Below are 20,837 nucleotides of genomic sequence, written 5' to 3' on the forward strand. Positions count from 1 at the left end.
CGATCCCGCCGCCTTCACGCAAGCGGAAGGCAGTCCATGGATCAGATCCGGCGGGCAGTGCATCAACCGGCCCAGAAGTCGGCAAAGCCGACATTTTCAGAGCTGTTCACGCCCAAGCTGGTGACGGTCTGGCGCGAAGGTTACCGCCTGCCGCAGTTCAAGGCCGACTTCATGGCCGGGCTGACCGTCGCTATTGTCGCGTTGCCGCTGTCGATGGCGATTGCGATTGCTTCGGGCGTGACGCCGGAGCGCGGCCTGTTCACCGCCATTGTCGGCGGCTTCATCGTCTCGGCGCTCGGCGGCAGCCGCTTCCAGATCGGCGGCCCGGCCGGCGCCTTCATCGTGCTGGTGGCGGCGACGGTGCAGCGCGAAGGCGTCGACGGACTGCTGCTGGCGACGATGATGGCCGGCATCTTCCTGCTCGCCATCGGCTATCTCCGGCTCGGAACCTATATCAAATTCATCCCTTACCCGGTGACGGTCGGCTTCACCGCCGGCATCTCGATCATCATCTTCTCCGGCCAGATCGTGGAACTGTTCGGGCTGAGGCTTGCCGGGCCGGAGCCCGGGCCGCTGCTGCCGAAGCTGATGGCGATCGGCCACGCGGCCGGCACGCTCAATATCTCGGCAACGCTGGTGGCGGCGCTGACCATCGCCACCATCGTCGGGGTGAAGCGCTGGCGGCCCGGCTGGCCGGGCATGCTGATCGCCGTCGGACTGGCCTCCCTTGTCGTGGCGCTGCTTTCGCTGCCGGCGGAAACGATCGGCACCCGCTATGGCGGCATTCCGCGCAGCCTGCCGTTGCCGGCACTGCCGGGACTCAACCTCGACAAGGCGATTGCGGTGCTGCCGGATGCGGTGGCTTTTGCGCTGCTCGGCGCCATCGAATCGCTGCTCTCGGCCGTGGTCGCCGATGGCATGACCGGGCGGCGTCACCGTTCCAATTGCGAACTGGTGGCGCAAGGCTTTGCCAACATCGCGTCTGCCCTGTTCGGCGGCATCTGCACCACCGGCACCATCGCCCGCACCGCCACCAATGTGCGGGCCGGCGCGCATGGGCCGGTTTCCGGCATGCTGCATTCGCTTTTTCTGCTGGTCTTCATGCTGGTGGCCGCACCGCTGGCCAGCTACATCCCGCTTGCCGCCCTTGCCGGGGTGCTGGCGGTTGTCTGCTGGAACATGTTCGAGAAGCAGGCCTTCGCCACGTTGCTGCGCGCTTCGCGCGGCGATGCCCTGGTGCTGATGGCAACCTTCCTGATCGTCGTCTTCCGCGACCTCACCGAAGGCATCGTCGTCGGCTTCGCGCTAGGCTCGATCCTGTTCATCGACCGCATGGCCAAGTCGATCGCCGTGGAGGCGGATTTGCCGCTGGTGCAGGACGATGTCGCCGACAGCAGCGGCCGCGCCTACGATGCAAGCGAGGCAAGCGACGCCGACACCGTCGTCTATCGCATCTCCGGCGCCTTCTTCTTCGGCGCCGCCTCTACTGTCGGCACGGTGCTCGACCGCATCGCCGACCAGCGCAAGAACTTCATCCTCGATTGCTCGGCGGTGCCGTTCTTCGATTCCACCGCGGCCAATGTCATCGAGGGCGCGGCGCACAAGGCGAAGCGCGCAGGGGTGCGTTTCATCATCGCCGGTGCCTCGCCGCAGACACGGCGCATGCTGATCAACCACGGCGTCAAGCGCCCGCTGGTGACCTTTGCCGCTTCGATCAAGGATGCGCGGGCGCAACTCAAAGCCGCGCCCGTTGGCTGAGCCGGCAAATGTGCGCCGTCAGTCCAGGCTCAGCACCACGATCTCGCCCTCATTCATCAGCGGCACGAAAATCCGCGTGCCGTCTGTGCCGATATCGGCGCTGCCCGGCTTGAACTGCTCTACAGCCTCCGGCGCCTCGCCGACTTTGTACCGATAGAGCGTGCCGGTCATGAAGGCGGTGGCGTAGATGCTGTCGCCGATGGCGACGACGCCATCGAGGTCGGCAAAGTTTTGTGCGCCAGGCAGCGGCGTCACTGCTTTCGTCGCGAGATCGACCGACAGCAGGCCCCCGGGCGCGGCAGTGCTGAAGTCCGGCTTGATGCCCTTGCCCCAGGATGCCACGATCAGCCGATCGCGATCGGCAAAGATGCCGTTGGGTGCGGCGAGCTTCGCATCCTTCACGAACAGTTCCGGCTTGTCGCCGTCAATGCGGTAGATCGCATCGGCAAGCATGTCGGTGACATAAACCTTGCCCGAACTGTCCGATGTCACGTCATTGAGGAAAACGGCGCCGGGCACATCGATGGTCGAGATGAGCTTGCCGCTGGCGAGATCGACGATGCGCACCTTGGTGATATCGGCGACGTAGAGCTTGCCGCCGGAGATCGCCAAGCCTTTTGGTGCATCCATGCCGTCGGTCCAGTGCCGGCTAACGACCTTGCCGTCCAGCGACAGCACCGAGAGATAGCCGTTGCCGTCGGCCTCGCCGGGATTGCCGACGATGTTGGAGACGATGATGCGATTGTTGGCGGCATCGAACAGCGCCGATTCGGGTTGCTCGAAGCCCGAGGCGCGCCAGAGTTCGGCGGCCTCGGCCGCAGGCACAAGCGCGATACCGAAGGCGGCGAGACAAATAGAGGGGATGAGGGTTTTCATGGCCAGGTCTCCTGTGGTGGATGGCGGAGAGCTAGGAGTTTCGATACTTTTCCGGAAGGGCGATTCGAGCTAGTATCGGAAACCGATACGAAATGGCGCAAAAGAGGTGCATCCCATGAACGGCCTGATCTTCGAGGCGCTGAAGCGGACGCTGAAGGCCAAGGGCGTCACCTATCGTGAGCTAGCCGGGCGGGTGGGCGTTTCCGAGCCGACGGTGAAGCGCATCTTCCACGAGCGCAACTGCAAGCTCGACCGTCTCGTCGGGATCTGCGCTGCCGCCGGCGTCGAGCTGGAAAACGTGCTGGGGTCGATGAACCGGGGGCCGGGACCGGTCAACCGCATCGCGCCAGAGGTCGAGCGCAAGCTTGCCGGCCGGCCGGCGTTGCTGTTCATCTTCGTCATGCTGTCGGAGAAATTCACGCCCGAGGGCGTCATGCGCTCGCAAGGCTTGAGCGAAGCGTCGATGTTCCTCTATCTGCGCGATCTCGAAGCGCTCGGCCTCATTGCGCTGGGCAGCGGGTTGTCGGCACGGCTGCTGGTCGACACACCGATCCAGTGGAATTTCGAAGGGCCGCTCAGGCCGCTGTTCGAGATGACAAACAAGAATTTCATCGGCTGGGCGATCACCCATCTGGAGCGGGAAGCGACCTTCGTCTCTTTCTCCAGGCGGATGCGGCCGGAGACGGCGGAGATGGTGAAGCGCGAGGCAGAGGAACTGGCCGAGCGCGCCAAACTGCTCGCCCATCACGACCAGCACACGACGCCGGAAGACGGGCTGACCGGCTACAAATGGACATTTGCTTTTGGCGCAACCCCGTTTCCGGCGATCATGCCGATCGGCCCGCACCCCAGGGATGCCGGGGCGTCAGACCGGCCCGCCGCTGCTGCAAAAGGACGCCGTCCTTTGCCGGCTTGAGTGGGCCATCATCCGAGCAGGATTGCATCTGGCGGCTGAGCTTGTCGCGCTCCAGTCCGGAGGTGCTTCAAAAATGAAGCCACATTCATGATAGAGTTCGCGCGCTGATTTGCCAGACTGTACGGGGCGGGTTTGCCGAATGCGTGACCGTCCCCGCAAAATCGAAGTGATCCTATGCCGACCGCGCCAACACTTGAACTTCGCCGCTATTCGCGCCTGAAAAATTTGCGGGAGCGCGCAGAACGCCAGGGTGCTGCATTGCAGTTCTGGGCGCGCACGGCATCGCTCGCCGTGATCTCCTGCTTCTTTTCATTGATCAGCCGCTGGGATGCCTCGCTGCTCTTCGTGCTGGCGGGCCTCGCGCTGTTCCAACTCGTCGGCCTGATCCAGTTTCGCTTTGCGCGCCGTCGCAACGCGCCATGGTGGATCGGTTACCTCGTCGGTACGCTGGACATCATTCTGTTGACCGTTCTGCTGGTAACGCCCAACCCGTTTTCCCTCGAGGTCGCGCCGGCCGCGATGCAACTGCGCGAGGGCAGCTTCAAATTCCTGCTGATTTTCGTATGCCTTGGCGCGCTGACCCTTTCGACACGATTGGCGCTCTATCTCGGCGCGCTCGCGGCCTTGACGTGGACGATCGGGGTGGGATGGGTGGTTTTTCATGCGGGAACCGTCATTCCGGCAACGAACCTCTATTCGCTGCCGATGACAGAGCGACTGAATCTCTATCTCAACCCCAATTTCGTCGATACGTTCGCGCAGGCGACCAATGTGTTGGTTGTGCTGATTATCGGCGCGATCATGGCGCTGGTCGTCTCCCGTTCCCGGCATCTGTCGGAAGACTATGTCAAGGCAGAGCGCGCCCGCGCCAATCTCGCCCGGCATTTTTCGCCCAATGTCGTCGACCAGCTCGCCTCGGATGACGAGCCCTTCGGTCCGGTCCGCCGGCAGGATATCGCGGTGCTGTTCGCCGACATCGTCGGCTTCACACACTATTCCGAGGATCATCCGGCCGAAGCAGTGTTCGAACTACTGCGTCAGTTCCACCGTCGCATGGAGCAGGTCGTTTTCGACCACCATGGCACCGTCGACAACTATATCGGCGATTGCATCATGGCGACCTTCGGGGTTCCGCAAGCCAGCCATGACGACGCAACCCGGGCCATCCGGTGCGCTGAAGCGATGATCGCCGCTATCGAAGACTGGAATGTCCAGCGGGTGTCCAGAGGATATCCGCCGCTGGACGTTCGGATCGGTGCACAATATGGCGCCGTCGTCCTCGGCGCGGTCGGCAGCGAGCGCAACCTGTCCTTCGCGGTGGTGGGCGACACCGTCAACGTCGCCAGCCGTTTGCAGGCGCTCTGCCGTGAGCTTCAGGCGAATATTTGCTTTGGGTCACGACTGATCGAGGCCGCGAAGGCGGAATCGCCAACGACACGGTTGAATGCGCGCGATCATGGGCCGGTGAGCATCCGCGGCCGGGACGAACCGGTCCATATCTGGGTCGAACACAGAGCCGAAAACCAGGGCGCCATTGCGGTTTCGGCGTGATGCCGGCCACCATGTGAAATGCCTGCACCTCATGACTCAGGCCGAACCCATCACGTGTCTGAGGCGATTGCGCCAGCCTTCGCGGCTGCGGCGTCGGTGCCTGCCTTGTCCTCCCAGGTCACCGCCCGGTAGTCGAACCCAAATTCCAGCGTCGGTTTCACGATGCGGAAGAAGGGTGACAGGTCGAAGTCGCGCGGCGTGTAGAGCGAGTGGTGGCGGATGTGCAGGATTTCGCGGCGCGAATAGTTCGACTGCGCCGAGGCGCGGCCGGGCGCGCGGGTGATCTCGGGCAGGATTGGGTAGCGGATCTCGCCATAGGCTTCGGCGATCAGCGTCGAGCAAATGGCGCGCGTCGGATCGCCGGAACCGAAAGCCAGCATGCGGCGGCGCCAGCGCACCGGCACCGGTGGCGTCGGCAGGAAAAAGCGCAGCATGTCGAAAATGTTCTTGAGATCGTATTTCAGGCCGAGCTTGCCGATCATGAAGGCGACGACATGGTCGCGGTCTTCCGGCGCCAGCCCGCTCGCCCGGCAGATACGGGTGTTGTAGGTGCGGTAGCGCGACAGCGGCACGGCGACACAGCCTTCGCCGAGCGTGACTTCGATCAGCCGACGCCGTTCCGATCCGTCCTCCGGTTCGGACAACGCATCGCCGATATAGAAGGCCGCATGCGACCAGGTCGACTGTGTCAGGTATTTGATCGCCGCGGAGATCTTCTGGTTGCCTTCGATGAGCAGGATGTCGCCGGGTTCGAGCGTGCGCCGCAACGTCTCGGCGTCGGACGGCGTGTAGGGCTCATAGCCCGAGGATTCGTCCTGCAGCCGGCCGGCAAGCCAGCGGCCAAGTCGGTCGAGAAGCGTGTCGCGCGGCGCGGTCATGGCAAAGTGTGACTAGCACGAGGTGACGTCCTCGGCCATGATCAACCGACCGGGACCTCTTTCGACAATACCGGGCCGGCGAGGTCGTCGCGCGCATTGCGCGCGAGTTTCTTTGTCGAGCGCTTGGGGCTGTCGCCGAACAGCTCGGCCGCTCCGGCGAGGCAGCTCTTCTTCAGGCTTTTTTCCGAGCGCTTCAAAAGCTTGCCAAGAAGCCTTGTATCCTGCGCATCGCCGAGCGGCTCACCGTCGGCCTCGAGCAACACGCGCATGACGAAGACGTCGTGCAGTTCGCCGAGCCTTTCGCCCAGTTCGTCGACCGCCTTGCGCCGCACCTTGATCGGCGTCGGCCACAGCCGGCCGAGCAGCGACAAATGCATCGAGTGGGTCTTGGCAGCCTTGCGCAGATCGTGGAAATCCTCTGCTTCGCCGCGCGATCCCGCCCGGTCCAGCGCCTTCCTGGCACGGCGCAAGGTCTTGCGAGCGCCTTCCGCAAGCACATCGGCTGCATGCTCAGGCAGATCGGGGAGCAGCAGCCGCTCTATCCTGATGAGGCCTTCCTCGCAGGCGGCGGTGGCCGCGCCTATGGCGGCGTCGAGGCCGGCGCCGGCATGCGTTTCATGCTGGCGGGCAATCAGCCGGTCGCGCACGCTGTCGAGGCCGCCGCCGGCAACCTGCTCGGGAAAGGCGGCTGCCAGCCGGTCGACGGTCTCGACCAGCGCGGTCGCCTCGCGCGGCCCGGCAAGCAGCGCCGCCACCTGACGGTAGCATTGGTTCTCAGTCCGACAGAATGTTTCATTTCCGGAACGGACCAGCCGCAGCAAGGCGCGCGCGCTCTTCAGCCGCTTGCGGCATTTGTGCAATGCCTGCTCCGGCTGGTCGCGCGCGACGGCCAGATGGGCAAGCGCCTTGCCGATGTCCTCGCCAAGGATACGCCTGACCTCGCCGGTCAGCGGCAGGCGCGGATCGATGCGAAAGCTCATGCGGCGATCTCCGGAATCCCCCTAGAGCATGATGCCGAAAAGTGTGAAGCGGTTTTCGGACGACATCATGGTCCATCTCTTTTGATTTAGAGCCGGATTCCGATTTTAGGTCGACCCGACCTAAAATCATCCGGCTCTAGGGCGAGCGACGCGTTGTAAAATCTCTGCTCGCCGGTCACTTCGCGGCCGAGCCAATCAGGCAGCATTTCGTCAGGTACATCCTCCGGCGTCTCCAGTTCGGCCACCACAAGGCCGGCTAGAATCCCGCCGAAAACATCGACTTCGTAGAGATAGCCGCGATGCCTAACATGGTGGCGTGTCTTCTCGATGACATGTCCGACGGCGAAGGCCAGCATCTCCTCTGCGTCCGCCAGTGGAATTTCATATTCGTATTCGTCACGCTCGCGGATCTTGCTGCCGAATTTGAGCGTCAGCTTCGCCGAACTGCCGTCGCTGATGCGCACGCGCACGGTGCGGCCAGGTGCTGCGGCAAGGTAGAACTGGCGAATGCGTATATTTGCCTCGGCCATTTCTAGCCATTCGGCGGTGGAGACCAGGAACTTGCGTTCGACTTCCTTGCCCATGGCCGCGCACTAAAGCGTCTGCGGCCCGACATGGCAAGCGGCCGTAGATAATCAATTTGACTTTAATCAATCGATTGATTAAACACGCCGACATGATCAAATCCGCGCCCGACAAAATGCCCCGCCAGGAGACATCGCCCGCCGAGCAGACGCGCGCCGCACTGGTGCTGGCCGCGCTCAAACTGTTCGGGCGGCAGGGCTTCGACGGCACCTCGACGCGCGAGATCGCGGCGGAGGCGAAGGCCAACATCGGCTCCATCGCCTATCATTTCGGCGGCAAGGAAGGGCTGCGCGGGGCCGCCGCCGACCACATCGTTGAGACCATCCAGGCGGTTGCCGGCCAGGCGCTCGGCGGCATGCAGCTGCAAGGTCAAGCCAGTTCAGAGACGGCGCGGGCGCAGCTCTCGACCGCATTGGAGCGGATGGTAGGATTTGTCGTCGCCAGGCCGGAGGCGGGCGAGATCGTACAATTCGTACTTAGAGAGTTGTCGCATCCGACGGCCGCCCTCGACCGCATCTATGACGGGGTGTTCGAACCGACGCATCGCCGCCTCTGCCAGATCTGGGAACAGGCGACGGGCGAGCCGGCCGAAAGCGAGGCCACCAAGCTCGTGGTCTTCACGCTGATCGGCCAGGTCATCTATTTCCGCATCGGCCGCGAAGCAGTGATGCGTCGTATGGGCTGGCGCGAGATCGGTAACACCGAAGCCGCCAAGGTGGCGGCGGCGGTCACAAGCAATCTTGGCGCCATACTGGCGGCCCGAAATCCGGTCGCCCGCAAGGAGGGCAAGCGATGAGTTTTCTCTGTTCCCTGCCGCTCGCAGCCCAGCTGTTCGGCGCCTGCGCGCCGGCAGCGCCGCTTGCCGTCGGCTATGTCGAGGGCGACTATGTCTTGCTGGCGCCGATCGAAGTGGCGCAGGTCGAGACCGTCGCGGTCAAGCGCGGCGACCGTGTTGTATCAGGCACGCCGGTGGTGACTCTCGAAAGCGCCGACGCAAAAATCGCCGTCGCCCAGGCAGAGGCCGCGCTCGCCCAGGCGCAGGCGCAGCTGGCCGACCTGCAGATCGGCAAGCGGCCGGAGGAGATCGCGGTGCTGAAGGCCGAGGTCGACATGGCCAAGGCCCAGGCCACGGATGCCAAGCGCAAATACGACCGCGCCGCCGACCTGTTCAAGCGCGGTGCCGGCACGCAGGCCGACTACGACACCGCCGCCGCGACGCTGGAGACCGCCAATGCGCAGGTCGGCCAGGCGCAGGCCAACCTCGCCGTCGGCGGTCTGCCTGCGCGTCCCGAAACGATCAAGGCGGCAGACAATCAGGTCAAACAGGCGCAGTCGGCGTTGGAACAGGCTGAGTGGCGGCTATCGAAGCGCGTGCTGGCGGCACCCTCGCCCGGCCGCATCAATGACGTCATCCGCAATCCCGGCGACACCGCCGGTCCGACCGCGCCTGTCATTTCGATGTTGCCGGACGGTGCGGTAAAGCTCAGCGTCTATGTCCCGGAAAGTGCGTTCTCGTCGATCAAGGTCGGCACGCTGCTTGTCGTCCATTGCGACGGCTGCGGGCCGGAGGTGAAGGCGCGCGTCAGCTATGTCTCGCCCGACCCGGAATTCACCCCGCCGGTGATCTACTCGCTCGAGAACCGGCAGAAGCTGGTCTACCTCGTCGAGGCGCGGCCTCAGGGCAAGGCGCAAGCGCTGCAGCCGGGACAGATCGTCGATGTCGAGCTGGCGGCCTCCGCAAAATGAACGCCATCGACGTTCATGGCCTGGTCAAGCGTTTCGGCGACAAGACTGTCGTCGACCATGTGACGATGACGGTGGCCGAGGGCGAGATCGTCGGCTTTCTCGGGCCCAACGGGTCCGGCAAGACGACGACCATCCGCATCATGTGCGGCCTGCTGACGCCCGACGAGGGCGAAGGTACGGTGCTGGGTTTCAACATCCGCACCGAGTCGCTCCTCATCAAGCGCGAAGTCGGCTACATGACGCAGAAATTCTCGTTCTACGAGGATTTGACGATCGGCGAGAATCTCGAATTCGTGGCGCGGCTCTACCGACTGAAGCCGGTCGAGGAGCATGTGTCGAAAACGCTGGAAGAGCTTGGCCTCACGAGCCGCCGCAACCAGCTCGCCGGCACGCTGTCGGGCGGCTGGAAGCAGCGGCTGGCACTGGCCGCCTGCATCATGCACAAGCCGAAGCTGCTGCTGCTCGACGAGCCGACCGCCGGCGTCGATCCGAAGGCGCGGCGCGAATTCTGGGACGAGATCCACCGGCTGGCGAGCGGCGGTCTGACCGTGCTGGTGTCCACCCACTACATGGACGAGGCCGAGCGCTGCCACCGCATCAGCTACATCTCCTACGGCAAGATGCTGGCCACCGGCACGGTGGACGAGGTGGTGACGAATGCCGGTCTGACCACCTTCGTGCTGCAGGGACCGCGCCTCGACCAGGTCGCCGATGCACTCAGGGACCGGCCCGGCGTCGACCAGGTGGCGCCGTTCGGCGCGACGCTGCATGTCGTCGGCTCCGACAAGGCAAAGCTCAAAAAGGCGCTCGCCGATGTCGAGAAGGAGCACAAGGGCGTCAGCGTAAAACCCGGCGAGACCAGCCTCGAGGACGTCTTCATCCAGTTCATGTCCGGCTCGAAGGACAATATGGCATGAACAGCGTCTTCTCCTTCGCCAGGCTCGGTGCGCTGCTGATCAAGGAATTCATCCAGATGCGGCGCGACCGCATCACCTTCGCCATGATGCTGGGCGTGCCGCTTTTGCAGCTGGTGCTGTTCGGCTACGCCATCAACAACGATCCCAAAAGCCTGCCTGCCGCACTGGTGGCGACCAGCAACGACCCCTACACCCGCGCCATTGTCGCGGCCCTGCAGACGACCGGCTACTACCGCTTCGACCATGTTGCGCAAAGTGCCGAGGCTGCCGAATTCCTGATGGCGCGCGGCGATGTCGCCTTCGTCGTCACCATCCCGGCCGATTTCGGCCGCCGGGTGGAGCGCGGCGACAATCCGCAGATACTCATCGAGGCCGACGCCACCGACCCGGCCGCCGCCAGCGGCGCCATCTCGACGCTAAGCAAAGTGGCCAGCCAGGCGCTGCTTCGGGCGCAAGGCATGCAGGAGGCGGCGAGTGAGGCCGCCAGGGGCCAGCTCGATGTGGTGGTGCACCAGCGCTACAATCCGGAAGGCATCTCGCAATACAACATCGTGCCCGGCCTGCTCGGCGTCATCCTGCAGATGACCCTGGTGATGATGACCTCGATCGCGCTGACCCGCGAGACCGAGCGCGGCACGATGGAAAACCTGCTCGCCATGCCGTCCAGCCCGTTCGAGATCATGCTGGGCAAGGTGCTGCCCTATCTTGTGGTCGGTGGCGTCCAGGTGGTGGTGGTGCTGGCGGCGTCGAAGCTCTTTTTCGCCATCCCCTTCACCGGTTCCATGTCGCTGCTGCTTACAGCCGTATTGGTGTTCGTGCTGGCGCTGGTGCTGCTTGGCTACACCATCTCGACCATCGCCCGCACGCAGATGCAGGCGCTGCAGCTGACCTTCTTCTTCTTCCTGCCGTCGATCCTGCTGTCCGGCTTCATGTTCCCCTATCGCGGCATGCCGGGCTGGGCGCAGACCTTCGGCGAGATTTTTCCGCTGACGCATTTTCTGCGCATCACCCGCGCGGTGATGCTGAAGGGCGCCGAACTGCCGGCGGTTGCGGGCGAGATCGCCTGGCTGGTCGGGTTCGTGGCCTTGTTTGCCGGCGTCGCATTGGTGCGGTTCAGGCGCACGCTCGACTGAGCGTTCAGGAATTGAGCGATCGCGGACCGCTGACGAACGGACTGCCCCTGACATAGAACCGCAGCGGGCGGTCCGCATCCTTCGTGATGCCGATGCGGATGCCTTGGCCGATGTCGCCGGGCTCGTGCTCGTCGGCTGCCAGCCATAGCGGGCCTTGGCGGCACAGATCGAGGCCGTCCAGCGAACGGTCGATCCGCAATGCCTGTGCGAGCCGTCCCGGCCCGCGCGCCACGTCGCGCAGGCGTTCGACGCCCCGGTTCTGCCGCATGATGGCAATGCCTTCGAGCGGTTCGAGCGCCCGGATCAGCACACCGGTGCCGGTCCCTGGCCCCTCGCTCGAAACATTGAGCATCCAGGAGACGCCATAGGCGAGATAGACATAGGCGTGCCCGGCCTCAAGAAACATCGAACGGTTGCGCGGCGTCATCCCGCGATAGCCGTGACCGGCGGCGTCGCCGGTGACATAGGCCTCGGTCTCGACGATACGGCCGCCGACGATGCCTTCCGGCAATTCCCGCACCACGAGCTTGCCGATGAGATAGCGGGCGAGATCGGCCGTATCATCAGGCAGTTCGGCACGATCGAGCGGATGGTGGCTGGTCATGCTACCGCCGCCGTGTTTCAAGGTATCCGTTCGACCCATTGCGCGCGCGCTGCCCCGGCTCGAATGGATCGCCGAAATACTGGGTCTCGCGAACCACCTTGCCATCGACGAACTCCATGATGCTCACCGTATAGGACGGAATCCCGTCATAGGTCAGGACATACTCGGTGATCCAGAGGTCGCCTGACCCGGTGATCCGCCGCAAGGCAAAGCGCTTCCGGTTGGGCTGGGCGGCGCGCGACGGCTGGATGTTGTGCCGTCCGCTGATGCGCTCGCCTGACTGCGGATAGTCAAGCACCGCGTCGTCGCGATAAATCTGATGCTCCGTCTCGAAATCATTGGCATCGGAGGCAGCCCAATGGCGATCGAGAGCCGCCCTTATCTCAGCGTCTGCCATATCGGTTCTCAGGCCGCGGCCATGATCTCGGCGTAGGTGGTGAAATCGACATTGCCGCCTGACAGCACGACGGCGACGCATTTGCCCGACAGTTCGATCTCGCCTGACGAGAGCGCCGCCAGCGCCACGCAGCCGCCGGGTTCGACCACCAGCTTGAGATGGGCCATGGCGTCGCGCACCGCCTGTGCGGCCGCCTTGTCGGAGACGGCGATGGCGCCGGCGAGGTTCTTGCGGTTGATCTCGAAGGTGATGGCACCGGGCTCTGCGGTGAGGATGGCATCGCAGATCGAACTGTGGCCGGGCTCGTTGGAAACCCTTTTTCCTTCGATCAGCGAGCGGCGGGTGTCGTCGAAATGCTCGGGCTCAACGGCCCAGACTGCTGTGGCCGGCGAGGCATCCTTGACGGCGATCGAAATGCCGCTCGTCAGGCCGCCGCCTCCACAGGGAATGACGACCGCATCGAGGCTGACGCCGAGCGCTTTTGCCTGGCGCATCAGTTCGAGACCGATCGTGCCCTGGCCGGCGATGATGGCCGGATCGTCGAAAGGAGGCACCAGCACCATGCCCTTGTCCATGTAGGGTCGCACCACCGTCATGCGGTCGTCGCGAAAGCGGTCGAACGGCACCACTTCGGCGCCCATCTTGCGGACATTGGCGATCTTCATCGCCGGCGCGTCGGCCGGCATGGCAATGACCGCCTTGACGCCGAACATGGCAGCCGCCGCGGCGACGCCCTGAGCATGGTTGCCGGAGGAGAAGGCGACGACGCCGCGGCTGCGCTCTTCTTCGCTCAGCGAAGACAGTTTGTTGTAGGCGCCGCGGAACTTGAACGAGCCGGTGCGCTGCAGCGTCTCCGGCTTGAACAGGATGCGGCCGCCGAAGCGTTTGTTGAGTTCCAGCGATTCGATCAAGGTCGTTTCGGCGATCAGGCCGGAGAGCCGCGCGGCGGCGGCATGGATGTCGGCGATGCCGGGAAGCGTGGTCATGGCGAAGTCCTGAAAGGGATGAGATCGGCGCATGGTGCACGCAAAGGCAGGCCACGCACCAATGAAAAAATGTGACCGTTACAAAGTTTGGCGGGCATGAGCGGCGACGAGGGTCAAACTGGCCCACCTCTCCCGCCTTTATCCGCCGGGCCGTATCGGCTAAGGGCGGGGGAGCAGAATCCCGGACCGCCAGACATGACCGCCAAGCCAAAACCCCTGTTCCTCGGTATCGACACCGGTGGCACCTATACCGATGCCGTGCTGTGGTCGGAACAAGGCGGGCCAAAAGGCAAGGTGCTGGCCAAGGCCAAGGCGCTGACCACGCGGCACGATCTTGCTGTCGGCATTTCCGGCGCGGTCGATGCGGTGCTGGGAAAATCCGCCACCGATCCGTCCGCGATCAAACTCGTGTCAATGTCGACGACGCTCGCCACCAATGCGCTGGTCGAGGGCCAGGGTGGGCGTGTGGCGCTCATCATGATCGGCTTTACCGGGGCCGACCTTGCGCGCGACGGGCTGAAGACGGCGCTCGGCACCGATCCGGTGGTGTTTTGTCCGGGCGGCCATGACGTGCACGGCAATGCCGCCAAGCTCGATCTGTCGGGGCTGGAAGCAGCACTCCCTGAACTCGGCGCCTCGGTGTCGGGCTTTGCCGTGTGCGCCTATTTCGCCACCCGCAACCCGGCGCATGAACTCGCCGCGCGCGACCTCATCCGCGAAAAGACCGGCCTGCCGGTGACCGCCAGCCATGAATTGTCGGCCAAGCTCGGCGGTCCGCGTCGCGCGCTCACCACCTTGCTCAACGCCAGGCTGATCTCGATGATCGACCGGCTGGTGGCGGCAACCGAAGGATTTTTGGAAGCCCGCAACATCGCAGCGCCCCTGATGGTGGTGCGCGGCGATGGCGCGCTGGTTTCGGCGGCGTTTGCCCGCCAGCGGCCGATCGAGACCATCCTCTCCGGCCCGGCCGCCAGCCTGGTCGGCGCCCGCCACATGACGGGCCTGGACAACGCCATGGTGTCCGACATTGGCGGCACCACCACCGATGTCGCCGTGCTCGACGGCGGCCGTCCTCGGCTCGATCCCGAAGGCGCCACTGTCGGCGGCTTCCGCACCATGGTCGAGGCGGTCGCCATGCGCACCTTCGGCCTCGGCGGCGATTCCGAAGTGGCGCTGGAAGATGGCGCGCTCAACCCGAAAATCCTGCTCGGGCCGCGCCGCCTGGTGCCACTGGCGCTGGCCGGCATGATGCATGGTGCTTCAGTGACATCCGAACTCGAACGCCAACTGCGCGCGCCCAATCCCGGCCGCATGGATGGCCGTTTCGCGTTGCGCACCGGCGTGCCGGACAGGCTCGCCGCCGGCCTGACCGCGCCCGAGGCGAAACTGTATGAACTGATTGGTGCCGTGCCGCTCGCCATCGACAGGCTGCTCACCTCGAACGCCCAGAACGCCACGCTGAACCGGCTGGTCTCGCGCGGTCTTGTGCATATCTCGGGCTTCACCCCCTCGGACGCCGCCCATGTGCTCGGCAAGCAGGCCAACTGGGACCCGCTTGCGGCCCGGCTCGCCGCCGAACTGTTTGCCCGCAAGCGTGATGGGCGAGGCCAGTACATCGCGCCGTCTCCGGAGGTGATTTCCGAACGCGTGCTGCTGACGCTCACGCGCTGGTCGGCAGAATACATTCTGGAGACAGCCTTTGCCGAGGATGGGCTGGATGGCGCCGCCACCGTCGCGCATGCGCTGGTGCAGCGCGCCGTCGATTCCCATCCCGGCATCGCAAGGCTCAGCGTCGCGCTCGATCGTCCGGTCATTGGCCTCGGCGCCTCGGCGCCGCTGCACTATGCCGGCTTGGCCGAGCTGGTCGGTAATGAGTGCGTGGTGCCGGAGGATACCGATGTCGCCAACGCGCTCGGCGCCGTCGTCGGCCAGGTCCGCGTCTCCGCCGAAGCCCGCGTCAGCCAGCCCAGGGAAGGTTTGTTTCGTTTGGCGTCGGGGCAAACGGTGCGCGACTTCACGGACGAGGCCGAGGCGATCGCGGCAGCGGAGGCTGATGTGCGGGCGATTGTGGCCGAGCGGGCGAAGGATGCCGGCACGGATAATGCCGAGATCGACGTTTCGACCGAGTTCAAGGTGTCTACGGTTGAGGCCCAACGGATGTTTATCGAAGCGCATGTGGTGGCGGTTGCATCGGGTCGGCCGAGGATTGCGGTTTAATGCATGTCGCCCAGAAGTGTGCCGCGGTTCTGGGACAACAACATGCATCAAAACAAAGACTTAAAGCGCGTCGTATGAATCCGTTCAGCGCGACGCGCTTTAGGGTAATCTCCCCCCTTGTGGGGGAGATGGCCGGCAGGCCAGAGGGGGGCGCGACAGACTGAGAGGTCGGCGGGGCAGCGCCCCCCTCTGTCGACTTCGTCGACATCTCCCCCACGGGTGGGGAGATTGACGCCTTATCCTGCTTGGCATCGGCTTTCGCGGGCGCGGCATCGCCACCACCCTTTGCCGCCGCCCCTGCATCCTCGCCTTCGCCGGCGAGAATGGCGATCAGCGCATTGACCTTGACGCCTTCGGTGCCGGCCGGAACGACCAGCTTGGCGACCGTGCCCTCATCGACGGCCTCGACTTCCATCGTCGCCTTGTCGGTCTCGATCTCGGCGATCACGTCGCCCGGCGAAACCTTGTCGCCTTCCTTGACCAGCCACTTGGAAAGATTGCCCTCTTCCATCGTGGGCGACAGCGCCGGCATGGTGATGTTGATTGGCATGATGTCCTCCCGACCGGCTCAGCGATACGTGACGGCTTTGACGGCCTCGATGACCTCGCCGACATTGGGCAAGGCCAGCTTTTCGAGGTTCGCCGCATAAGGCATCGGCACGTCCTTGCCGGCGATGGTGATGACCGGCGCGTCGAGGAAATCGAAGGCGCGCTGCGAAACCTGGTTGGCGATGTGGTCGCCGACCGAGTTCTGCGGGAAACCTTCTTCCACCACGATCAGGCGGTTGGTCTTTTTCACGGAGGCAATGACGGTGTCGAGGTCGAGCGGGCGGATGGTCCGGAGATCGATGATCTCGGCATCGATGCCCATGCCGCGCAGTTCGGCTTCCGCCTTGATGGCATAGGTCATGCCGATGCCGAACGAGACGATGGTGACGTCCTTGCCCTGTTTGTGAATGCGCGCCTTGCCGATCGGCAGCACGAAATCATCGAGCTTCGGCACGTCGAAGGACTGGCCGTAGAGGATTTCGTTTTCAAGGAAGATGACCGGGTTCGGATCGCGGATCGCCGCCTTGAGCAGGCCCTTGGCGTCGGCAGCCGTGTACGGCATCACCACCTTCAGGCCGGGAATATGGCTGTACCAGGCGGCATAGCACTGCGAATGCTGGGCGCCGACGCGGGCGGCCGCACCGTTCGGTCCGCGGAACACGATCGGTGCGCCCATCTGGCCGCCCGACATATAGAGCGTCTTGGCCGCGGAGTTGATGATCTGGTCGATCGCCTGCATGGCGAAGTTGAAGGTCATGAACTCGACGATCGGCTTCAGGCCGGCCATCGCCGCACCGACGCCGACGCCGGCAAAGCCGTGCTCGGTGATCGGCGTGTCGACGACGCGGCGCGGCCCGAATTCCTGCAGCAGCCCTTGCGTGATCTTGTAGGCGCCCTGGTATTCCGCGACCTCCTCGCCCATGACGAAGACATCGCCGTCGCGGCGCATTTCCTCGGCCATGGCATCGCGCAAGGCCTCGCGCACCGTAGTCGAGATCATCTCGGTGCCGGCGGGAATATCCGGATCGGCGGCAGGTTTGGCTGCCGGAGCGGCGGGAACTGCCTTCGGAGCCTCGCCGGCATCCTGGGGAGCCGCCGCCTTTGAGCCTTCCTCGGCTGCATCGGTCCGCTGACCGCCAGCGGAAACGGCATCCTGGGTTGAGGCAGGCTGGCCGCTCTTTTCGACATCGCCTGCACTTTCGCCGTCCTGCAGCAACACGGCGATCACCGCATTGACCTTGACGCCTTCGGTGCCGGCGGGAACCACGATCTTGCCGATCGTGCCTTCATCGACGGCCTCGACTTCCATCGTCGCCTTGTCGGTTTCGATCTCGGCGATGACATCACCGGCGACGACCTTGTCGCCCTCGTTCTTCAACCACTTGGAAAGATTGCCCTCTTCCATGGTCGGCGAGAGAGCGGGCATGAGAATTTCGATCGGCATGTCCTTGCCCTCCCGTTACAATACGATGTCGGTCCAGAGCTCGGACGGATCCGGCTCTGCGTCGTGCTGGGCAAATTCGGCGGCGTCGGCGACGATGTCGCGGACTTCCTTGTCGATGTTCTTGAGCTCGTCCTCGGTCGCCCACTTCTTGGCCGTCAGCCGCGCCTTGACCTGCTCGATCGGATCATGATCCGAGCGCATCTTCTGCACTTCTTCCTTGGAGCGGTATTTCGCGGGATCCGACATCGAGTGACCGCGATAGCGATAGGTCTGCATCTCGAGGATGATCGGACCGTTGCCGGCACGGCACCATTCGGTCGCCTGATCGCCGGCGGATTTGACCGCACGCACATCCATGCCGTCGACCTGAATGCCGGGAATCTTGAACGAGGCGCCGCGATGCGAAAAATTGGTTTCGGCCGACGAGCGCGACACCGAAGTGCCCATGGCGTAGCGGTTGTTCTCGATGATGTAGATCACCGGCAGCTTCCACAGCGAGGCCATGTTGAAGCTTTCATAGACCTGGCCCTGGTTGGCAGCGCCATCGCCGAAATAGGTCAGCGACACATTGTTGTTGTCGCGGTAGCGGTTGGCGAAGGCGAGACCGGTGCCGAGCGAGACCTGCGCGCCGACAATGCCGTGGCCGCCGTAAAAATGCTTCTCCTTGGAGAACATGTGCATGGAGCCGCCCTTGCCCCTCGACAGGCCACCACGGCGTCCGGTCAGCTCTGCCATGACGCCGCGCGGGGAAAGTTCCATCGCCAGCATGTGGCCATGGTCGCGATAGGCGGTGATCATCTGGTCGCCGTTGATCAGCGACATCTTCATGCCGGTGACGACCGCTTCCTGGCCGATATAGAGGTGGCAGAAGCCGCCGATAAAGCCCATGCCGTAGAGCTGGCCGGCCTTTTCCTCGAAGCGGCGGATAAGCAGCATGTGCCGGTACGCGGCAAGCTCCTCGTCCTTGGTGAAGTCAGCCGGCTTGGGGGCGGAAAGCCCCGTTGATTTGGCGGACGTCGATTTAACGGATTTGGCAGGCGCTTTTTTGGCGGCGGTGGCCATGCATCACTCCCTGTTGGCGTCTCTTTGCGGACACTAAAGCAGACCATGTCTGCTCCGGGGAGGATCAGCTCCTCCCCACCGATTGGAGGGAAGCTAACATGCGAGACCGCGTTTCGCCATGCAGAAAAATGCATGGCTGGCATGCGCCTAAACGCCCAGAATCATTAGAGATAACAGCGATTAACTGAAACTTGGTTATTTCGAATTGGCCGGCAGCATGACGGTGATTTCATCGGGCTGGGACAGATTGAGCGCCCGGCGTGCCTGCTCGTCGAGCATATCCTTTTCAAGCGTACCCTCATGCATCAGCTGGACACGCCGCTCCAGATCGACCCGGCGCGCCTTGATGGCATCGTACTTGGCCTGCAATTCGATGGTCTGCGCTTCGAGCTGATATTTGGAATTGATGCCGAACTCGCCATGATAGGCATGGAAGCCGAAATAGGCCAGGAACGCCACGCAAAGGGACGGGATGATCAGCCGGCCGGTGTTTCTCTGCTTGTGCTGGCGTGTCCACATGGTCGCAATCCTTTGACCGCCATTTGTCGCTCGATTGTGCTTAATGGACGGTTACGGACAGGTGCATTAGCCAGCGGCCGCAACGAAAAAGGGCGGGAAAATCCCGCCCTTCCATCGTTTTCGCCAGTTCGGCAGAATTTAGGCTTTGACCACCGACTTGCCAGCGTAGCGCGCCTGCTTGCCGAGCTCTTCCTCGATGCGGATCAGCTGGTTGTACTTGGCCATGCGATCCGAGCGCGACAGCGAACCGGTCTTGATCTGCCCGCAATTGGTGGCGACGGCGAGGTCGGCGATGGTCGAATCCTCGGTTTCGCCCGAACGGTGCGACATGACTGCGGTGTAGCCTGCCTTATGCGCGGTCTCGACAGCGTCGAGCGTTTCGGTAAGCGAGCCGATCTGGTTGACCTTGACCAGGATCGAATTGGCGACACCCATGCGGATGCCGTCGCGCAGCCGCGCCGTGTTGGTGACGAAGAGGTCGTCGCCAACCAGCTGCGTCTTGTTGCCGATCAGGTCGGTCAGGTACTTCCAGCCCTCCCAGTCGTCCTCGGCCAGGCCGTCCTCGATCGAGATGATCGGATAGTCGGCGGCAAGCTTGGCCAGGTACTTGGCCTGCGCCTTGGGATCGCGGGTCCTCTTCTCGCCCTCATAGACGTAATTGCCGTCCTTGAAGAATTCGGTCGCCGCACAGTCGAGACCAAGCGCGATCTCCTCGCCCGGCTTGAAGCCGGCCTTCTCGATCGATTCCATGATGAAATCGAGCGCCACCGGCGCACTCTTCAGATTGGGCGCGAAGCCGCCTTCGTCGCCGACATTGGTGTTGTGGCCGGCATCCTTCAGCTTCTTGCGCAGCGTGTGGAAGATTTCGGAGCCCCAGCGCACGCCTTCGCGCAGCGTCGGCGCGCCGACCGGCAGGATCATGAATTCCTGGAAATCGATCGGATTGTCGGCATGCGCGCCGCCGTTGATGATGTTCATCATGGGCACCGGCAGCAAATGCGCCTTGGTGCCGCCGACATAGCGGTAGAGTGGCAGGCCGGCGGCTTCCGCTGCTGCCTTGGCGACCGCCAGCGAAACGCCGAGAATGGCGTTGGCGCCGAGCCGGCTCTTGTTGGGCGTGCCGTCGAGCTCGATCATGGTCTGGTCGATGTGGATCTGGTTTTCGGCTTCCATGCCGCCGATCGCCTCGAACAGCTCGCCATTGACGGCCTCGACCGCCTTGAGCACGCCCTTGCCGAGATAGCGGGCGCCACCGTCGCGCAGTTCGACGGCCTCATGCGCGCCGGTCGACGCGCCCGACGGCACGGCGGCGCGGCCCATCGAGCCGTCTTCGAGAACGACGTCGACCTCGACGGTCGGATTTCCACGGCTGTCCAGGATTTCACGCCCGACAATGTCGATGATGGCGGTCATTGCGATGTCCCCGATTGATCGATTGAAAGCGTCGCGCCCCTCTTAGCCAAAGTGCCGCAAAAGGCAATCAGGAATGGCATGAAATAATAGTGACGATCGCCCCATGCGCTCAGGCCGTGGGGCATGGGCGACGCCATCTGAACGCAAACAGCCCGCCCAGACGTCATATGTCTGGCGCGGCATGGGGTGGGTGCCCCGCCCCTGCGGCAATGCCTTTGTCACGAAACCAGGCGGCACACAAACTCCACCCGATGCTTCAAAAGAGGCTACCGCCAACGTGACAAACTTCACAATGCAGAGAATTCG

General features: G+C 63.8%; 18 protein-coding genes and 2 pseudogenes. 8 read left to right on the plus strand and 12 right to left on the minus strand.

Features of this window, described 5'->3' with window-relative positions:
- Window positions 1-36: 36 nt before the first annotated feature.
- On the plus strand, window positions 37-1,758 hold the full coding sequence (locus X757_RS146695) for a SulP family inorganic anion transporter (protein ID WP_023726769.1): 1,722 nt from the start codon (window positions 37-39) through the stop codon (window positions 1,756-1,758).
- An 18-nt stretch (window positions 1,759-1,776) separates the two neighbouring features.
- On the opposite strand, the gene X757_RS146690 is transcribed toward X757_RS146695, so the two are convergent.
- Window positions 1,777-2,634 carry an SMP-30/gluconolactonase/LRE family protein gene (locus X757_RS146690; protein ID WP_023726770.1) on the minus strand — a complete coding sequence of 286 codons (858 nt, stop codon included), beginning with the start codon at window positions 2,632-2,634 and terminating at the stop codon, window positions 1,777-1,779.
- Between the two features lie 115 nt (window positions 2,635-2,749).
- On the opposite strand from X757_RS146690, the gene X757_RS146685 reads away from it, so the two are divergent.
- Both X757_RS146685 and X757_RS146680 read left to right on the plus strand, forming a co-directional pair.
- Window positions 2,750-3,550: a helix-turn-helix transcriptional regulator gene (locus X757_RS146685; RefSeq protein WP_023726771.1), complete on the plus strand. Its 801-nt coding sequence runs from the start codon at window positions 2,750-2,752 to the stop codon at window positions 3,548-3,550.
- 174 nt (window positions 3,551-3,724) lie between these two features.
- The gene (locus X757_RS146680; protein WP_023726772.1) at window positions 3,725-5,101 is read left to right on the plus strand and encodes an adenylate/guanylate cyclase domain-containing protein; all 1,377 of its coding nucleotides are present in this window, start codon (window positions 3,725-3,727) and stop codon (window positions 5,099-5,101) included.
- A gap of 50 nt (window positions 5,102-5,151) precedes the next feature.
- On the opposite strand, the gene X757_RS146675 is transcribed toward X757_RS146680, so the two are convergent.
- From X757_RS146675 to X757_RS146665, 3 genes are all read right to left on the minus strand, one after another.
- Window positions 5,152-5,979: a hypothetical protein gene (locus X757_RS146675; RefSeq protein ID WP_023687509.1), complete on the minus strand. Its 828-nt coding sequence runs from the start codon at window positions 5,977-5,979 to the stop codon at window positions 5,152-5,154.
- A gap of 41 nt (window positions 5,980-6,020) precedes the next feature.
- Window positions 6,021-6,959 (minus strand): CHAD domain-containing protein, encoded by a 939-nt coding sequence (locus X757_RS146670; protein WP_023726773.1) that lies wholly within the window; start codon window positions 6,957-6,959, stop codon window positions 6,021-6,023.
- An 86-nt stretch (window positions 6,960-7,045) separates the two neighbouring features.
- Window positions 7,046-7,543, minus strand: a complete 498-nt coding sequence (locus tag X757_RS146665) for a CYTH domain-containing protein (protein WP_023726774.1) — start codon at window positions 7,541-7,543, stop codon at window positions 7,046-7,048.
- 92 nt (window positions 7,544-7,635) lie between these two features.
- Between X757_RS146665 and X757_RS146660 the strand changes: the two genes are divergently transcribed.
- The 4 genes from X757_RS146660 to X757_RS146645 are packed head-to-tail and all read left to right on the plus strand — an operon-like array spanning window position 7,636 to window position 11,340.
- Window positions 7,636-8,340 carry a CerR family C-terminal domain-containing protein gene (locus X757_RS146660; protein ID WP_023726775.1) on the plus strand — a complete coding sequence of 235 codons (705 nt, stop codon included), beginning with the start codon at window positions 7,636-7,638 and terminating at the stop codon, window positions 8,338-8,340.
- Window positions 8,337-9,290: an HlyD family secretion protein gene (locus tag X757_RS146655; protein WP_023726776.1), complete on the plus strand. Its 954-nt coding sequence runs from the start codon at window positions 8,337-8,339 to the stop codon at window positions 9,288-9,290. The genes X757_RS146660 and X757_RS146655 overlap by 4 nt, the downstream gene beginning before the upstream one ends.
- The gene (locus tag X757_RS146650) at window positions 9,287-10,207 is read left to right on the plus strand and encodes an ABC transporter ATP-binding protein (RefSeq protein ID WP_023726777.1); all 921 of its coding nucleotides are present in this window, start codon (window positions 9,287-9,289) and stop codon (window positions 10,205-10,207) included. The genes X757_RS146655 and X757_RS146650 overlap by 4 nt, the downstream gene beginning before the upstream one ends.
- Entirely contained in the window at window positions 10,204-11,340 is a 1,137-nt protein-coding gene (locus X757_RS146645) for an ABC transporter permease (RefSeq protein ID WP_023726778.1), read from the plus strand. The genes X757_RS146650 and X757_RS146645 overlap by 4 nt, the downstream gene beginning before the upstream one ends.
- Window positions 11,341-11,344: 4 nt before the next feature.
- On the opposite strand, the gene X757_RS146640 is transcribed toward X757_RS146645, so the two are convergent.
- From X757_RS146640 to X757_RS146635, 3 genes and pseudogenes are all read right to left on the minus strand, one after another.
- Window positions 11,345-11,944, minus strand: coding sequence for a DNA-3-methyladenine glycosylase (locus tag X757_RS146640; protein WP_023726779.1), 600 nt, complete (start codon window positions 11,942-11,944; stop codon window positions 11,345-11,347).
- A gap of 17 nt (window positions 11,945-11,961) precedes the next feature.
- Window positions 11,962-12,341 (minus strand): annotated as a pseudogene (locus X757_RS01000000164960) (nuclear transport factor 2 family protein).
- 8 nt (window positions 12,342-12,349) lie between these two features.
- Entirely contained in the window at window positions 12,350-13,327 is a 978-nt protein-coding gene (locus tag X757_RS146635) for a threonine/serine dehydratase (protein ID WP_023673293.1), read from the minus strand.
- Window positions 13,328-13,522: 195 nt separating this feature from the next.
- Here X757_RS146635 and X757_RS146630 point away from each other — a divergent pair, with 195 nt between their 5' ends.
- On the plus strand, window positions 13,523-15,544 hold the full coding sequence (locus X757_RS146630; protein WP_023726780.1) for a hydantoinase/oxoprolinase family protein: 2,022 nt from the start codon (window positions 13,523-13,525) through the stop codon (window positions 15,542-15,544).
- Window positions 15,545-15,790: 246 nt separating this feature from the next.
- Here the strand turns inward: X757_RS146630 and X757_RS146625 are convergent.
- From X757_RS146625 to eno, 5 genes and pseudogenes are all read right to left on the minus strand, one after another.
- Window positions 15,791-16,094: pseudogene (locus X757_RS146625) on the minus strand (biotin/lipoyl-containing protein); the annotation flags it as partial.
- Between the two features lie 18 nt (window positions 16,095-16,112).
- Complete coding sequence (locus tag X757_RS146620) at window positions 16,113-17,537, minus strand: pyruvate dehydrogenase complex E1 component subunit beta (protein WP_023726782.1); 1,425 nt, start codon at window positions 17,535-17,537, stop codon at window positions 16,113-16,115.
- A gap of 15 nt (window positions 17,538-17,552) precedes the next feature.
- Window positions 17,553-18,599: a pyruvate dehydrogenase (acetyl-transferring) E1 component subunit alpha gene (gene pdhA / locus X757_RS146615; RefSeq protein ID WP_023682559.1), complete on the minus strand. Its 1,047-nt coding sequence runs from the start codon at window positions 18,597-18,599 to the stop codon at window positions 17,553-17,555.
- A gap of 195 nt (window positions 18,600-18,794) precedes the next feature.
- Complete coding sequence (locus X757_RS146610) at window positions 18,795-19,118, minus strand: septum formation initiator family protein (RefSeq protein ID WP_023706543.1); 324 nt, start codon at window positions 19,116-19,118, stop codon at window positions 18,795-18,797.
- Between the two features lie 138 nt (window positions 19,119-19,256).
- Window positions 19,257-20,531 carry a phosphopyruvate hydratase gene (gene eno / locus X757_RS146605; protein WP_023706542.1) on the minus strand — a complete coding sequence of 425 codons (1,275 nt, stop codon included), beginning with the start codon at window positions 20,529-20,531 and terminating at the stop codon, window positions 19,257-19,259.
- Window positions 20,532-20,837 lie beyond the last annotated feature (306 nt).

It is taken from the genome of Mesorhizobium sp. LSHC412B00 (assembly GCF_000503035.1).
GTDB lineage: Bacteria > Pseudomonadota > Alphaproteobacteria > Rhizobiales > Rhizobiaceae > Mesorhizobium.

Bases quoted from the DNA above. Each gene is read 5' to 3' on its own strand.
- X757_RS146660 (WP_023726775.1), top strand. From the start codon at position 7,636: ATGATCAAATCCGCGCCCGACAAAATGCCCCGCCAGGAGACATCGCCC.
- X757_RS146680 (WP_023726772.1), top strand. From the start codon at position 3,725: ATGCCGACCGCGCCAACACTTGAACTTCGCCGCTATTCGCGCCTGAAA.
- X757_RS146610 (WP_023706543.1), bottom strand. From the start codon at position 19,118: ATGTGGACACGCCAGCACAAGCAGAGAAACACCGGCCGGCTGATCATC.
- X757_RS146645 (WP_023726778.1), top strand. From the start codon at position 10,204: ATGAACAGCGTCTTCTCCTTCGCCAGGCTCGGTGCGCTGCTGATCAAG.
- X757_RS146690 (WP_023726770.1), bottom strand. From the start codon at position 2,634: ATGAAAACCCTCATCCCCTCTATTTGTCTCGCCGCCTTCGGTATCGCG.
- eno (WP_023706542.1), bottom strand. From the start codon at position 20,531: ATGACCGCCATCATCGACATTGTCGGGCGTGAAATCCTGGACAGCCGT.
- pdhA (WP_023682559.1), bottom strand. From the start codon at position 18,599: ATGGCCACCGCCGCCAAAAAAGCGCCTGCCAAATCCGTTAAATCGACG.
- X757_RS146620 (WP_023726782.1), bottom strand. From the start codon at position 17,537: ATGCCGATCGAAATTCTCATGCCCGCTCTCTCGCCGACCATGGAAGAG.
- X757_RS146630 (WP_023726780.1), top strand. From the start codon at position 13,523: ATGACCGCCAAGCCAAAACCCCTGTTCCTCGGTATCGACACCGGTGGC.
- X757_RS146675 (WP_023687509.1), bottom strand. From the start codon at position 5,979: ATGACCGCGCCGCGCGACACGCTTCTCGACCGACTTGGCCGCTGGCTT.
- X757_RS146650 (WP_023726777.1), top strand. From the start codon at position 9,287: ATGAACGCCATCGACGTTCATGGCCTGGTCAAGCGTTTCGGCGACAAG.
- X757_RS146665 (WP_023726774.1), bottom strand. From the start codon at position 7,543: ATGGGCAAGGAAGTCGAACGCAAGTTCCTGGTCTCCACCGCCGAATGG.
- X757_RS146695 (WP_023726769.1), top strand. From the start codon at position 37: ATGGATCAGATCCGGCGGGCAGTGCATCAACCGGCCCAGAAGTCGGCA.
- X757_RS146685 (WP_023726771.1), top strand. From the start codon at position 2,750: ATGAACGGCCTGATCTTCGAGGCGCTGAAGCGGACGCTGAAGGCCAAG.
- X757_RS146655 (WP_023726776.1), top strand. From the start codon at position 8,337: ATGAGTTTTCTCTGTTCCCTGCCGCTCGCAGCCCAGCTGTTCGGCGCC.
- X757_RS146640 (WP_023726779.1), bottom strand. From the start codon at position 11,944: ATGACCAGCCACCATCCGCTCGATCGTGCCGAACTGCCTGATGATACG.
- X757_RS146635 (WP_023673293.1), bottom strand. From the start codon at position 13,327: ATGACCACGCTTCCCGGCATCGCCGACATCCATGCCGCCGCCGCGCGG.
- X757_RS146670 (WP_023726773.1), bottom strand. From the start codon at position 6,959: ATGAGCTTTCGCATCGATCCGCGCCTGCCGCTGACCGGCGAGGTCAGG.